Here is a 14,854-nt window from a genome sequence, read left to right as displayed (position 1 = left end):
TTCGTCATCCTGAATTTTTGCTTTTTTCTTGGTTGTAATCTTTTGTACTTCAAATTGAAGTGCGGAATGTGGGTTATAAAGGTTTTGCCGAAAAATGCATGGCTGAATACGACATCAACGGCTGGACTACACCAGATTTAATCAACCCAAGAGACGTAAATTACTTTAACAAACATTTTGAATAAAAACTTTCGTAGCTTATATCTTGTATCTGTATTTTTATGTAATATTAATTGCCGAATCTGCAACTACGCTCATACTCGCCTAGGGCGAAAAGCCCCTAGGCTAATAGGTAAAGTCCATTTAAATGGGCTGCGTATAAAAGTAATATTAAGAACACTATTGTTTTAAATTAAGAATTAATACGTAGAGATGCTGTTTGAATAGGTAGGTTGAGTAGAGCAGAGCGCACAACCCAACACAACAATTAATTAATCTATAAAAGGCGCCACCCACACGAGCTCATGCATGAGCAACAGGAATTTGCTCGGTTCTTTCTGGAGACTTGGCGCCAGTCGCGATAGCATGAACCGCATGAAGAATTTCGGCTGAGTAATATCTATTGCCACAATTATCGCAAACCCCAATCGTTACGTCTTCAAGAATAACAAAACCATCTCGATGTTTGAAAGCCTCGCGCTTGACAGTACGGGGTTGAACGGTACCTTCGCAATACTCACATTTGTATCCATACATACAATTAGCCCTCTAGCTCAGTTACTTCGTAAACTGTAATAATTAAATAACGCCCGTTGCTAGCGAAACGCCCAACAACACCAACGGGGGTTTGTTGGTCTAAAGCAGTCCCTACTACTATATATTTTGTACCTCTGGGGTCATCTTTTTCAATCCGGATGACTTGTCCATTAAGTACAGCTTCTTCTACATCCAAAATTGTGAGGAAATCTTCAGCCATCTCTTCCATTGCATGGGCTGACATATCATACTGATGAAGTCGGATTTTTTCCCTAATACGGTCAATATCGCTGCGAGGCACTTGTTTTTATTTGAGTTATATTCATTAGCAATTATATCAAGCAAGCGTGCCTTATACAAGGTTACGCTTTCTTATTCAAAACGCTATTGAGATCTAAATCAAAAATGTGCATTGTCTGTATCATTTGTTTCCTAGAAATTCAAGCGTAAAGATTCACGATATTCACGTCCAAGCCGCATTGCTTCATCATACACAGGGTCGGAGCGCAAATTTTCCAACAATAGCTTCCCACCAAGGAGTTTTTGAATCAGACTGTAATTTACTTTTAATAAGTGCAACTTCAGCCTCTAAGTTAGCTACTCTTTGCTCTATGTTTTCTGGCTCTATTGACATAATAACCTCTAGAATTGGTTTTTAAGAGTAAAAGTAAAGCAAATTATGGTATTATAGCATAACCTAAGTAATGCGTTTGCGCCATCAACAAAGCCAAAACCTTTACTTATTTTTGTTGCTTTCGTCTACTTATAAACTATTACTTTATCGCATATCCAGTATGCTGCCTCACATACTCTGGATGAAATGCGAGAACAATATCAGATGACGGAACTCCAGCAGCTACAAGTTCACAAGTTATCCCATCTTCTATTCCATCGCGTTGTATCCAAATTTTGCTATTAATAATTTCGACATGAACAATTATACCGTGGATTCTTTGAGTACCTAACCATCCTGCGTTCATTAGCACAAAGTTATTACGTTCACAGTCAATAATTAATCTATTGGCGCCCCAGCATTTTGGGCGACTGCTAAATGTAATCTTCGATCTCGATGCTTAGTAAATCCAATTAGTATGTCGGCTGGAGTTTTCGGATTTCTAGCTACAGCCAATCTGACAATTAACTTATCGTTAGCTAGTTTTGTAAGGATTGAAGCATCAACATTTTGGTGTCGAGCAACTTAACAAGCGCTCTTTGCATTTCCACATCTTTACTTTCTCTGGCTCTGATAGCAAGTTCTTCTAATAAACTACAATCCACTAGAGGATTAGCAGCTACTAATCTCGCTAACTCATCATCAATTGCAGCTAGTTCTCGTAATTTTTGTGGTGAGGTATTATGACTACTTGCTTCTTGCTTAAGTGAATCGAGCGACATTAAGTTAACACCCTTTTTGTTTTATCAAAAATATTACTTTTATTTTACTCTTAGATTTGAGCAAGCGCTAGGTTTAGTTAGGCACATAAGTTTTTGCAAGAAATTACGTAATTTATAAAGATATAGTAACTGATGTTTATGATCAACGGCGCCGTTCACATCTCAATATCGTACAATCTGTTATTATGGCGCCTTATTCTTGCTCAAGTTCTGTAATAGTCCACTCCCACATTGCCATAATAAACTGCGCGCATTTACAACCGTCGTCATACCATTGAATTACGTTACCATTAGTTCCGCACCATACGGTTGGGTTGGGTGCATGTAAGTCAGTTTTTGAAATACCCCAGTAAACAACCCATTGATTCTCATCTATAAACACAAGCTTATCATCGAACCACTCAAGTTCTTCAAGGTCACGGAGTCGGTTATGTTCTTTATTTATCCAATGTAATCCTGCAACTGCATAATACTGAACAAGCGCTTTAGGAATATTTAATCCGAGTTGTTGCAATTTTACTTGAACTAGTTCATCACCAAGACCATCTGAGGTTTGGAGAGGTGAGCCAAAAATTTCCTTAAATTGACTAGCGTAGTATTCTTTAAACACGTAGTTTCTAACTATTTTTCTATCGAAGATCTAACTTCTTGCCATGTCAATGTATCTTCAGGATTAGCTTCGCTATCTTCAATGCGATGATTAAGTTCTCGCTTTTGTTCGTCTGTAAGTTCACGAGGGAGCTTGCTAATAGTGCAATGCTATCCCAAATTGCTTGCACAAGGCGAATACGGTCTTCAACGCTCTTGTGTCACGATTTCATTTAAGGTAGCCGTGATATCCATACAACCAGCTTTTGACGCTTATAGAGCTTTAATGTGATTGTAACATACGGAATCCAGCTTGAAATAACATCTAGGTGCCAACTGCAGGCGAGCAGAATACTCTTTGTCGTTGTTAAAACCGCAGCAAATATGGGAATAATAAAATTATAGAGAACCAATAACATAGGTGACTTGCTTCACACAAATACGAAAAGGTTAAAGGGAAATATTACCTTTAACCTAGAAATTTAACTGTGGAGGATATATGAAATATTTTTAGTCAATGCGTATAAATAAATACATACTTTCTACCAGAAGAGGGAATAACATTAAATAATAGAAATAGGGAACAACAAAGTTTGCTTACTTTATAGATTAAAGTCTAAAAGTGAAGAAGTTGTGAATGTCAAAGAATAGTGATAATTATTTTTGAAAACATTTTGCGTTATTTAAGCTGATAGTAGATAATTCCTGAAAATGGAAAATGTAGAGACACACAGTTTATGGCGCCTCTACATCTATAAACGTATTTGGGATAACACTTAACAACAAAACTAAAAACGAGGCATAATAGGGAATCACACAACAAGCACTTTAATATTGCGAAAATCAATTAGATAAATTTGGTTTCAATTCCGGAGGCTCAACTTTGCTTAATTTATAAGTTAAAGCCTAAAAGTGAAGAAGCTGTGAAGATAAAAGCTTTTTTGATTATAGCGCCTACTTTTTTAAATCAATAAGTAATAATACCTGATTAAATAACAAATAAGAAAAGACTCTAACAAGTTACTAAGCGGTTTTCTGCTTCATCAGAGCTAGATTGATTCGGTATTGAGCTTCACGGTTGAGCCAAAACGCCGCTTTGTAAAAAATAAAATCCCCCCTAACCCTGCTTAACAAGGGAGAATAAGCCAATATATCTGGCACAGACAAACTTGCTCTACTTTAATGCCATCTTAGATTGATTGCACAAGGCAAATACATTCATTAATGGATGGTATGATGAAATGGTATGATACTATGATAATCTTAAAATATGGTTAGAAAAGTTACAATAACTCTGGATGACGATGTTCTTGCTTTTGTAGATAAGCAGGCATCAGATAGCGAAAATCAAGGAAATCGTAGTGCTTTCATCAATACTGTATTAAAAGAGTTGAAGAAGCAACGCTTACAAGAAGAACTAAAGGCAGCATATATACAAGATTCACAAGACGAAGCTTATCGAAAAGAAGCTGCTGTCTGGGATATAACTGTAGGTGATGGTATTGAATAATGCCGAATGGTAATTTAACGTACCGACGTGGAGAAATACGTTGGGTTGATCTGGAACCAACCATAGGCAAAGAAGCAAAAAAAACTCGTGCTTGTTTGATAGTTCAGAATGATGTTGGAAATCGCTATAGTTTCCTAACTGTAGTAATACCATTGTTGCCAGGAACGAAAAATGTACCATATGTCGTAAATGTCAAAGCTACACCTACCAATGGTTTAGACCAAGACCGATATCTTGATGTTGGACAAATTTGCGGTCTTGATAATAGTCGAGTGCTTGATTTAGTAGGAGTATTGGAAGAAGAGTATTGGGAATTGATACGCACCTGCTTAAATATAGTGTTGGATTTTTAACATTTTTAACCTTAATTCTAGAGTGTTCTCTTTTTGCCTCTTTCTTTGTGTACTCTGTGTCTCTGTGGTAAAAAATAAAATCCCCCCTAACCCCCCTTAATAAAGGGGGAACAAGAGGGGGTCAAAGTCCCCCTTATTAAGGGGGATTTAGGGGGATTAACTAGCGTGTTTGTAGTTGTGCGTTTAGTGCTTGGGTAATACGTGCGCTTGTTTGTTCAAGGTGTGCGAGTGTGTACATGTTGAGGTTTTGATGTTTGAGACTTGCGTTTATTGCTGCTTGGAGTTGGTTTAGTTGGTGCCATGCAATTGTACTTGCGTCTTCGGGTACGTTTACGGTTCGTAGTACCATATGCAATAAGATGTTGAGATGCTCGCGTTGTAGTGAGCGTCTAATGCTAGATATTTGTTGGGGTTTGCTACCAGTTAAGACTTCACTCCAGATTCCTTGTTGTAAGGTGTCGAAGAGTTCGGGGATGGTTAGCGCATTTTCTGGTACAGTTTTTAGTTCAATGTCTAGCAATCTACTTAGACGTTCTCCATCTAATAGTGAGTGCAGTACATTACTTTGTAAGTTGAATATCCGCGCGTGGATGGGATAGTCGAGACGAGAGATGGGTATTGCATTTCCCCAATGTTGCCAACGTGATGGCGCCAGTTGATTTAGTAATTCAGGTGAAAAATTAAAGGCATTTTCGGAGAATACATAATTTTGCAAGTTTGTCAATGCTTGCTGTTGTTTCTGTTTTGACATGGGAATAAATGCCCATTGCGTTTTTTCACCTGCGTGATGGCGCCCAAATGATTGCCCAGCTATGTATTGCACGAGTAGATTGGCGTTGCGTCCGTAGTAGTTAAATACACGGTTAAATAGTACGCGCAGATTGCTGTAACTATCTCCTTTTAAAGGATAGCGTTCATCTAAGCGTGTCCACATAATACGAGCATTATCTAACTGTGACTGCGAATATTGCAGTACATCTCCACTCATGTCCCAAGCATTCGCTAAAGGGTTTACGTCCCATATGTCCTCATCGGTTGCGTAGGATAATTCTGGTTCGGGTGACGCAGCAGCTATTTGCTCTAAAAATGCTTTCTCCTGAAGTGGAGTTATTTCTTCAACATCATTGGCAACTTGTTTATATCCATATACTATTGCCCATTTATCGTATGGACCGATCCGGGTGGGAAAATAATCACCTTGCTCGACTCCAGCAGGTGCAATGTTAACAGGTAGATAATCCATTACTGAACCTGTTAAACCCAAACTATGGGTAATTTCTACATTATTTAATTCCTCCGGCGCCAACATTGTACTGCCATGAAAGTTATGCCGCAATCCTAATGTGTGTCCAACTTCATGAGCTATTAAATAACGTAGATATTCATGCACATACTTATGCATTTGCTCAGAGTCAGGTATTGTATCTGTAAGCAGTGATAGTGCGAGTGTACCCATCTTCGCTTGAAACGATGATTCGGCGCCGTAGCAAACATCATTATCAGCGAGACAAGAATGTTTGGTTGTAGGGTCAAATTTTTCTACTAATGCCGTTGAACTACCTTTTACTAACGCGCGATATTCATTTTCTAGCGAACGCACCATACTAGCATCGACAATAATATCCGCGTCTAAAATTTCACCTGTTAGCGGATTAACTCGCGTTGGACCGCGTGCAAACCCTGCATCGAGAGAATTAAACCAGCGAACTGTATTGTAGCGCACGTCTGCGGGCTGCCAATCAGCATCATCTGACATTTGTTTTACTTCGATAGCATTTTCAAACCCGGCTATTTTAAATGCTTCATTCCACATCAAAATGCCTTCTTTGATTGCCGAGCGATATTCTAAGGGTATGGCGTTTTCTATCCAGAATACAATTGGTTTTTTTGGTGCCGATAATGGTAATTCTGGTTTAGATGCTTCCAGATGCCATCTGTTTATATAGCGTACAAATAAATCATCACCACGATTACGGGAAAAATCCTGAAACGCAGTAATAAAATATCCTACTCGGTCATCTGCAAGTCTTGGTATATAACCATTATTTTCTGGCAATTGAGAAAAGCTGTAGTGAACTGACAGCGATAATGCTCGACTATCGGGGACTGTCACCAAATCGGCGCCTTCTTTTGAAGAAAATCCGTAAACTGAGTCAATTTCCACATTCAGAGGAAAGCTATTAATGTCACTAAAATATGACCTATGTTCCTCTAGATGATAATCTGCTTGGAGTGATGATTTTAATAGCCCAGTTAAACCTGGGAAATCCCGCATTAACAAATCGCCTAAATCAATCAGCAGACTTTTAGTATACGGGTCACTTCCTGCAATTTCTGCGGCGCCGAGTACCGAATCTGTAAACGAACGCTTCAGCGAACGCTCTTCTGGTGCATTAATTTCTGTACGGAATTTTACATTTCGCACAACAAATTGTAAAGTATTGTTAACACGTTGAAAGTAAAATAAAAAGTCTTGGAGTGGAAGTCCGCTATAAATTCCACTTTCGCCAATCCCAGACTCAAGTGTTACAGTCGCTAAGTAATTTTTATTTAGTTGTTCTGGCTTGACTTCGAGATAAGCTTCACCAGTGTCTTTATACTGATAAAGCGTAAATAGACCGTCTAATTTCCGACCATCGCGAGTTATCTCACGATAGCGTCTCGAAGCCTCTTTGCGCTCAATTATTCGATTTTCCGAGCTGGCAAAACTGTCAGCAATCGCCACTTCAAATTGCTGACCCTCAAAAGATGATATCTGACTGGCAAATGCACTATTTGTGCCAAATATACAACTCCACAGCAGTAACCCGCAGATTACTACTTTTGCTATCCAATTATTCATTTCTAAAAGCCAATCACGCACAAAGCACGCAGTGTGCATACATACACGCTGCTTAGATATTTTATAGAATAGCGTTGTTTGATTGAATAAATATGTAGCGATTTTAGCCAGTAGAGTATGTTGTGGCAGTAGATATATTATGGGACGGGCTTTCCTGCCCGTTCCACAAGAAAGAGAAGTTAGAAAGTAAATGTTGTTCTTAACACACCTACTGTGGTTGTGTCGTTTCTGCTGTCACCTTCTGGGTTAAACAAAACGAAGGCGCCTGGGGTAATGCTAACGTTATCGTTGACTTTGAATTTGTAGTAAGCCTCTAAATGGTAAGGTGTCGCGCGTTGTACACCCGCAGCAGCAAGACTTGCATCACCGTCTGCATCAGTACGATACAGTGGTTGACCAAAAAGGATACCCGCAGTGTTTCCTTTTTTGATTAAATCCTTTAAGTGTAAACCAACCATCCAACTGGTAAAAGTACTAGATGCATTTACACGACCCGAAGAGTCATCTACAAATATAGCGGCGCCGTATCCTGAAAGTGCTAATTGCTCACTAAAACGGAAGTTTACTGTACCACCAAACGAGTTGAGTTTGACTGGAATTCCTAAGCCAATGTTGGCGCCTGACAATGCAAAAATATCGCTACTTGTCAAGCCTGTACCAAGAATATTTATTTCATGATAACTGTTGGCGTAGTTCAAACCAATATCTATTGATCTACTTGGTTTTAAGGTAAGTTGTGCTGCTACAACTGAACTTCCACCAAATATCCCTGAACCTAGTGGAGTTCCTGAAACACTAGGTAAAATATCTGGAGCATTTTGAGGAATATTCGCGTTGACGCTACCATACAGCGCGCGTAAGTCAATGGCATCTGAAAGATTGAAGATGAAACCCGCTGCTGATGCTAAACCAGTTCCAGAAGTACCACCAGAAACTCGTAATACTGGGTTTAATGTACCAAAGCGTGATATTGATTCTTGTCCTTCTCCAGCAAAAGGTAAAATAGCTGGGAATGCATCTGATACTTCTGCTGATGTGCCAGCAAACAAAGTTAATTTGTCAGCAATAGGGAATATATATAGAAGCTTGTACAGTTCGACACTATTGGCGCCTCTTGCCGATAAATTTTTTGGGTCAATACCAGGAAACTGAGGTTCAAAGCTAGTCCGTGCATTAGAAGCGCTAAGTAAAGGAGAAGCTAGTCCTAAAGATTCTTGAACGCTACCGCTACCATCTAAACCACCTAAGAAATTATGTGCTTGTAAGCCTGTAATAAGTAAATCTTTACCAGTAAAACTTGTATTCAGATTTAACCTAACTCGGTTTGTCAAGATAATATTGGGGTCTTCACGACCAGGCGCCCCACCTGTAGCACCTATCGCAGCAAATATTGCTTCACCTTGTAGCTTGGTTGTCGTCGAAAATTGATTGGCTTCAAGTTCTGCTGCTCTAGCTTCTAGACCATCAACTCGACCTCTCAATGTTGCAAGTTCAGCAGAGAATTCTTCTTGAAGTCTACGAAGTGTTTCTAAATCTTGTTTACGTACTAAGTCATTTGTTGCAGTAGCGATGAGTTCATTCACACGTTCTAAACAAGCATTCAAACCTGCCGCAAACTCATAACGAGTCATCGCGCGGTTGCCTCGATAAGTGCCATTAGGATAACCAGCGATACAACCATAACGTTCAACTAATGACTGTAAAGCTTGAAACGCCCAATCTGTTGGTTGTACGTCACTTAGCTGCGAGACTGAAGTAACTTGTTCAATTTCTTCAGATGCTTTTGTAGTTTCGTCTACACCAGTTTGATTTGAGTTTGCTTGATTAACATTTTCTGCTCTCTGCTTTTGAGTAAGCTTTTTGTTATTTTTTTGTTTGACATTTTTAACGTTATCTGATTTGCTTTCAAGATTATTGCTGATTTCGATGGCAAAATTAGTATCAGATAGCTTAAGTTCTGATTCCTGCTTGTTTGCTGTTATTGTATTTACGGGCACCGCTTGTACACAAATTGAGCTAGCTATCAGACACAAAAAGCTAGCTCCACCAGCAGAAGCTAGTAGATATTTTTTCATTGTTACTCCTCACACTTTAAATTAATTTAATCTGCTCAATTGTAAAATTAACCTACACCCACCAATTAACAAAGAATATTTAATTAGAGTTAATATCATTTTCGACAAATAAAACCTTGCAAAAAAATGATAATTCTGATATATACACTACTTGAATAATGTAAATGTTGTTAACTCAAGTGTATTTAATATAGTAAATGTATTTCCATCAACAATTGACACAATCTTTGATTGATAAATCTTATGGTTATTATTAAGTGCTGAGTGCTGAGTTTTGAGTGCTGAGTAATTAGTTGAAACTCCTGACTCCTAACTTCTAACTTCTACGAGCGCACTTTTTGAAGGTATTGCAAAATCATAATCGTAATGACTACACTAAAAGCTAAACTAATCCAATAAGTTCCTGTTACACCATTGTCCAAGACCCAACCACCTAAAATTGGACCAATAAAATATCCACAAGCCCAGCAAAGCGAGTTAATTGATAAATATACTCCACGTTGTGAAGCAGGCGCCAAGTCACTCACAAGCGCTACTGCATATGGTGTATACGAAACAATTGCAATAGCAAACACACCCAAAGCAGCAATTGCCATCTCTTTTGATACTAAGGCGCCTGTTTGCCAAACTAAACCAAAGCCTAATGCCCAAAAGCACGCACTAACCGTTAAAGCTTGCGTATGAGAAAAACGATTTAAAATTCGGGCAACTGGTAACTGAGCAAAAATTGCCACGACTAAATGCCAAGCAAATAAAGCACTGATATCAGTTTCGCTGAATATACTCTTGGCGCCTTGAATATTCACATAATTCTTGAAATATAAAGGTAAAGTGCTATGAAGCTGAGATATATATGTTGTAAAAATAATATTTACCACCACAAAAATACAAAGCTTTTGGTTTTGCAGCGCTGCTACCCAAGCATTTAAATACTGCCCTTGTTCTAATTTTTTATCTTCGACTACTAATGTTTCACTAATTGCAATCCAGATTACTACGAAAAATACGAGAAACGATATAGCATCAGCAGTGAACAATAAACGGTAATTATTTGTCGTTGAAACTACAATTCCCGCCAAAACTATTCCCATTCCCATTCCCAAATTATCTGCTAATCGGGTAATGGCAAAAGATAGGCGCCTATTACTATTTACCGTCAAGTCGGCAACAACTGCCTCTGTTGAAGGCCAATATAACCCCGTCGCAAACCCATAAATTAAATTTCCAATTATTAAAGTGATAAAACTATGAGTTGTTGCTAGTACCGATGAACCGATTGCTGCAATTCCAGTAGCTAGTAATAATGTACGTCGGCGCCCGCATCGAGGAGAGTCGGTAAGTGAACCACCCAATATTCTGCCAAAAATCCCAGCAACTGAACCACTGCCCAAAGCAAAACCCACTTCGGTAGCACTTAAACCAACTTGATTGACAAAGAATATTGGGGCATAAAACAAAGTGAATCCGGTTCCCACCTCTGACAAGAAGCGACCAATGGCTAAAATCCACACTTGTGGATGAATAGCGAATAGCCACTTCGGAAAACTTGGCTTGCGTAGTAATTTCATACTATCAAAGTGTTAATTAAAATTTACTTTTTTGTAATTCTTATCATTCAGTTTCTATAATCCTCACTAATTCCACAAGTTTTCCACAGGAGAGAGTAAGTTTTCCACAGCTATTTCACGGTTGAATCGACTGTGTATAGTAGCTTGTGGATTTTTTGTGCTAACCACTCTTTTACATATCATACTGAGTTATTGTAAAGATAAGTAAACTTTTTGAGGCTCAAACACTTATTATTACGTAAATATTTATTCTTTATGAATTATCTTGTAACATTTCGCAGCATTGACAAACCCACCTCCTGTTTCGCACAATAATTCGGCTTGCTTTTTTAAACAGGCAACGAAAGATTGACGGACGAGACATGGAGACAAGAGACGCATGAACGCAACAGTTAATATATTTACAGAAATTCCTGATACCCTCCACGAATCCCTCAAAACCTACTTGGAAACTCATCCTGATTGGGACCAAAATCGGGTGCTAACGGCGGCTTTGTCGTTGTTCTTGCTCCAGAATGGTGAAAGTGACCGTCGTACTGCACGCGTTTACCTTGAAACGCTGTTCCACCACTCCTAGGTGGGCTATTAGATGTTACGACAGGTTAATTTGTATATCCAAAAACCTAAAGTTAACAAAAAATAAGTACTTTTTGTCCAAGGAATAAAAAATAAAGCAATCGCTTATCTATAGCGATTGCTTCATAATATATAGCTAAATAACAATATACTTATTTTTGAGGAAAGTTATGTACTGATTGAGTTGAACTTGGTTGAGTAATAAATTTAATTTATTGCTAACGCTAAATAGTTAAATTTATATTAAGCAGCAATTTAGTGGGCTGCTTAATACTATAGAGGTTGAGAAAGCGCGAGGTTTGAATCAAACTGTGTAGATTTTAAATTTCTTTTAGTTTGGTTTCAAATAGCAGCTTTTTGTTCCTGTGGGTGAGTTGGACATTCAAACTTATATCCAACACCGCGAACAGTTTGAATTAAAGCTGGCTGACTGGCGTCAGCTTCGATTTTTTTGCGAATTTGACCGATATGAACGTCAACGACTCGTTGGTCGCCAACATATTCATAATCCCATACCTCCTGAATCAGTTCAGCTCGGCGCCAAACACGACCTGGGTGGCTAGCAAGGAAATGCAATAAGTCAAATTCCAAGGCAGTCAACAGCACAGGTTGGCTGTTTAATGTCACCTCGCGTCGCACGGGGTCTATCATCAGCTTTTCAAATACCAGGCGTTTTTGTTCGGCTGTGGTAACTACTCGCTGGCGTTTTAAAATGGCAGCGACTCGTACTTCCAACTCTCCCAAACCAAATGGCTTAGTTAAGTAGTCGTCGGCGCCTTTTGAGAAACCGCGAATTTTATCGGCTTCGTCGGCGCGGCTAGTTAGCATTAATACAAAAACACCATTGCGGCTTTGCATCTCTTGGCAGAGGTTAAACCCAATAACATCTGGTAAATTCACATCTAGAATTACCAAATCAGGGTTAAACTGCTCGAACAATGCTAGGGCTGACTTGCCGTCTTCGGCAGCTTCGACCTGGTAGCTTTGCTTGCTGAGAAAGCGTTGGATTAGGTTACGAACCGCTGGGTCGTCATCGACAACAAGAATCTTGGCAGGAGCCATGACCATCTCTTCTTACAAAAATTTATAGGATTAAATGTGCGTGCATGTTGCATGTGAGATTAGCTTCTGCAACGCTCTTCAAGTGGTGGGTAATAACAATCTACAAGGCGCCTTACACTTTTCCCTGATGTTTTACACCTCATCCAGTGTAATCAGGATTGCGGAGAATTATAACCCGCAGCTACAATTGGTAAATTGACTGGGATATAAATTTCCGATAATTGTGAGGTTTTGGCACGCCTTAAGTAATTACGCCCGTAGATGCATTAAATCTTAACGGTATCTTCATAGTACTGCATGATACTTTCGTTATCCTAGTTACTATGTAATTAAATTCGCGCTCGATTTAAAATTAAGTTATAGCTACACACCATAAAGGATTATGACGCTTACTAATTAAAGCAAAGTTTACGGCACGGTGAGTAACCAAGTCGGAAAAAAAAGATGTAACATGTTGTAGACGCTACAGTAATGGTATTCTTAACTTAAATTCTAGAGTAGAGCTTACTACCCAGTAGCGGCATGAGGGGATACACTGAGTTATTGCAATATGTTAAAGTAACCATAGTTAAAATTACCAGACTTTTATTAAAAAACTCGTGCTAATATCCAGTTAGAATATATATATATTATGAGTGGAACCTTGTTTAAACTTGTTCATAAGCGCAAAACTTGGTTTCGGCAGATAAAAACCGTAAGGCAAGCTTGAATTCGTTTGTTTTTTACATTAAGCACGCCTAGTACTGAGGCTAAAATAATTAACTCCCATGAGCGACCAAAATCCCTACGAAAAACTTGGGGTATCAGAAGATGCAACCTTCGAGGACATACAAAATGCGCGTAGTCGGCTTTTAGAACAGTGTAAAGGCGACAACAAACGTGTTGAGTTAGTCGAAGCTGCCTATGATGCTGTTTTAATGGACCGCTTGCGGATGCGCCAAGAAGGAAAAATTAAGGTGCCTGAACGTATTCGATTTCCTGAGCGTATTATAAGCGCGCCGCCGCAAGAAAGTTTATCAAAACGCGACCAGTCTCCAACGTGGTTGAATAGAATGCTCGATAAGCCAACTCCGGGTGACGTAGTTTTACCTTTGGTGTGGTATTTGGGTTTGAGTGCAATTTCTATCTTCTATAAAACAACAGGCGACCAAGTTCTACAACTTTCGCTGATATTGGGTGTTGGTATTAGCGTTTACTTTTTAAACCGCAAAGAAAATCGACTCGGCAGAGCTGTGCTATGGACTTTTGCAGGGTTGATGATTGGTTTAATTGGTGGAGGGCTAGTAGCTGCTGCCTTAATATCACAAATTGTTACGGTTGGCATAAGCGTAGATCAATTTTCCACAGTATTCACTTTTGTCCTACTGTGGCTTATTAGTAGCTTTCTCCGCTAAAGTGCTGAGTGCTGAGTGTTGAGTGCTGAGTGCTGAGTGCTGAGTTTTTACTCCTAACTCCTAACTCCTAACTTTACTCAGCACTTTCTACTCAGCACTATTCAAAGCAATTTTGACGGCAGCGCTCAAGTTTTTAACAATTAAATCTGGCTGAAAACTTTCTAATTGCTTGCGACTGCGAATACCGCATTCTACAGCTATAACTTTAATGCTATGTTTTTTTGCAGCAGCAATATCCGCTTCTGTGTCTCCTATCATCCACGTATTTGTAGCTTTCGGTAACTCTGTTAGCGCGCGCTCCATTAGTAAAGGCTTATCATCAACATCACGGGTTTTAACGTAGTCATTACTGAGACAGTAACACCGATTTTCTGGGAAAAACCTCCCCAAGTTATGCTGTTTAAACGCGAAATCTAGTTCACTTACACGTCGCATTGTCATCACTGCTAGGTCTATATTCAACTGTTTTATTTTTGTTAGTGCTTCAACCGCATCAGGCGCCAACATATCATGTTCAAAATAAGGCTGGGTATGCACTGTGTTTTTACGTAGAGAAGCGAACGCAGTTGCTTGGTCTTCACTTAATCCTGAAATAATACCAATTTGTTTTTCAGGAACTCGGTCACGCTTTAAAAGCCAAAATTCCTGTTTCGGTAGCAACCGCACCTCTTGTTCGGGATGCCGAGTTTTTTCTAAACAAAGCTCATATACCCGATAATACCGTTCTGATACGTCAACTATTGGACCGTCAAAATCTGTAAATATTCTTAACATATTTTTATTATTAATTTAATA

16 protein-coding genes are annotated in these 14,854 nt (G+C 39.0%); 4 read left to right on the top strand and 12 right to left on the bottom strand.

What is annotated here, in order from left to right; translation table 11 throughout:
• Positions 1–462: 462 nt before the first annotated feature.
• The 7 genes from DSM106972_RS45570 to DSM106972_RS56100 form a co-directional block, all read right to left on the bottom strand.
• The gene (locus tag DSM106972_RS45570) at positions 463–696 is read right to left on the bottom strand and encodes a YgiT-type zinc finger protein (protein ID WP_127086907.1); all 234 of its coding nucleotides are present in this window, start codon (positions 694–696) and stop codon (positions 463–465) included.
• A gap of 4 nt (positions 697–700) precedes the next feature.
• Complete coding sequence (locus tag DSM106972_RS45565) at positions 701–997, bottom strand: DUF4258 domain-containing protein (protein ID WP_127086906.1); 297 nt, start codon at positions 995–997, stop codon at positions 701–703.
• Between the two features lie 186 nt (positions 998–1,183).
• Positions 1,184–1,330 (bottom strand): hypothetical protein, encoded by a 147-nt coding sequence (locus tag DSM106972_RS45560; protein ID WP_233787707.1) that lies wholly within the window; start codon positions 1,328–1,330, stop codon positions 1,184–1,186.
• A gap of 139 nt (positions 1,331–1,469) precedes the next feature.
• Positions 1,470–1,676, bottom strand: coding sequence for an element excision factor XisI family protein (locus tag DSM106972_RS45555; RefSeq protein ID WP_201800877.1), 207 nt, complete (start codon positions 1,674–1,676; stop codon positions 1,470–1,472).
• Positions 1,677–1,848: 172 nt separating this feature from the next.
• Positions 1,849–2,091: a variant leucine-rich repeat-containing protein gene (locus DSM106972_RS45550; RefSeq protein WP_127086904.1), complete on the bottom strand. Its 243-nt coding sequence runs from the start codon at positions 2,089–2,091 to the stop codon at positions 1,849–1,851.
• Between the two features lie 193 nt (positions 2,092–2,284).
• A complete protein-coding gene (locus tag DSM106972_RS45545) occupies positions 2,285–2,701 on the bottom strand; it encodes a hypothetical protein (RefSeq protein ID WP_127086903.1) in 417 nt (138 codons plus the stop codon).
• A gap of 11 nt (positions 2,702–2,712) precedes the next feature.
• Positions 2,713–2,841, bottom strand: coding sequence for an addiction module protein (locus DSM106972_RS56100; RefSeq protein WP_411675398.1), 129 nt, complete (start codon positions 2,839–2,841; stop codon positions 2,713–2,715).
• Positions 2,842–3,949: 1,108 nt separating this feature from the next.
• Between DSM106972_RS56100 and mazE the strand changes: the two genes are divergently transcribed.
• Both mazE and DSM106972_RS45530 read left to right on the top strand, forming a co-directional pair.
• Positions 3,950–4,189 carry a type II toxin-antitoxin system MazE family antitoxin gene (gene mazE / locus DSM106972_RS45535; protein WP_127086902.1) on the top strand — a complete coding sequence of 80 codons (240 nt, stop codon included), beginning with the start codon at positions 3,950–3,952 and terminating at the stop codon, positions 4,187–4,189.
• Positions 4,189–4,542 carry a type II toxin-antitoxin system PemK/MazF family toxin gene (locus tag DSM106972_RS45530; protein WP_127086901.1) on the top strand — a complete coding sequence of 118 codons (354 nt, stop codon included), beginning with the start codon at positions 4,189–4,191 and terminating at the stop codon, positions 4,540–4,542. The genes mazE and DSM106972_RS45530 overlap by 1 nt, the downstream gene beginning before the upstream one ends.
• 160 nt (positions 4,543–4,702) lie before the next feature.
• On the opposite strand, the gene DSM106972_RS45525 is transcribed toward DSM106972_RS45530, so the two are convergent.
• The 3 genes from DSM106972_RS45525 to DSM106972_RS45515 form a co-directional block, all read right to left on the bottom strand.
• Positions 4,703–7,384 (bottom strand): zinc-dependent metalloprotease, encoded by a 2,682-nt coding sequence (locus DSM106972_RS45525; protein WP_127086910.1) that lies wholly within the window; start codon positions 7,382–7,384, stop codon positions 4,703–4,705.
• A 179-nt stretch (positions 7,385–7,563) separates the two neighbouring features.
• Positions 7,564–9,459: an iron uptake porin gene (locus DSM106972_RS45520; protein ID WP_127086900.1), complete on the bottom strand. Its 1,896-nt coding sequence runs from the start codon at positions 9,457–9,459 to the stop codon at positions 7,564–7,566.
• A gap of 323 nt (positions 9,460–9,782) precedes the next feature.
• Positions 9,783–11,027, bottom strand: a complete 1,245-nt coding sequence (locus DSM106972_RS45515; protein WP_127086899.1) for an MDR family MFS transporter — start codon at positions 11,025–11,027, stop codon at positions 9,783–9,785.
• Positions 11,028–11,406: 379 nt separating this feature from the next.
• Between DSM106972_RS45515 and DSM106972_RS45510 the strand changes: the two genes are divergently transcribed.
• Positions 11,407–11,604: a DUF2811 domain-containing protein gene (locus DSM106972_RS45510; RefSeq protein ID WP_073624265.1), complete on the top strand. Its 198-nt coding sequence runs from the start codon at positions 11,407–11,409 to the stop codon at positions 11,602–11,604.
• Between the two features lie 341 nt (positions 11,605–11,945).
• Here DSM106972_RS45510 and DSM106972_RS45505 read toward each other — a convergent pair whose 3' ends face one another.
• Entirely contained in the window at positions 11,946–12,665 is a 720-nt protein-coding gene (locus DSM106972_RS45505; protein WP_019495168.1) for a response regulator transcription factor, read from the bottom strand.
• Positions 12,666–13,432: 767 nt separating this feature from the next.
• Between DSM106972_RS45505 and DSM106972_RS45500 the strand changes: the two genes are divergently transcribed.
• Entirely contained in the window at positions 13,433–14,059 is a 627-nt protein-coding gene (locus tag DSM106972_RS45500; protein ID WP_127086898.1) for a CPP1-like family protein, read from the top strand.
• Between the two features lie 87 nt (positions 14,060–14,146).
• On the opposite strand, the gene DSM106972_RS45495 is transcribed toward DSM106972_RS45500, so the two are convergent.
• Positions 14,147–14,833, bottom strand: a complete 687-nt coding sequence (locus DSM106972_RS45495; RefSeq protein WP_127086897.1) for an HAD family hydrolase — start codon at positions 14,831–14,833, stop codon at positions 14,147–14,149.
• Positions 14,834–14,854: the final 21 nt, after the last annotated feature.

The sequence above is a fragment of the Dulcicalothrix desertica PCC 7102 genome, from assembly GCF_003991905.1.
GTDB classification, from domain to species: domain Bacteria; phylum Cyanobacteriota; class Cyanobacteriia; order Cyanobacteriales; family Nostocaceae; genus Dulcicalothrix; species Dulcicalothrix desertica.
Note: the sequence above shows the minus strand (reverse complement) of the source record. Positions and strands in the feature narration are given on the sequence as shown.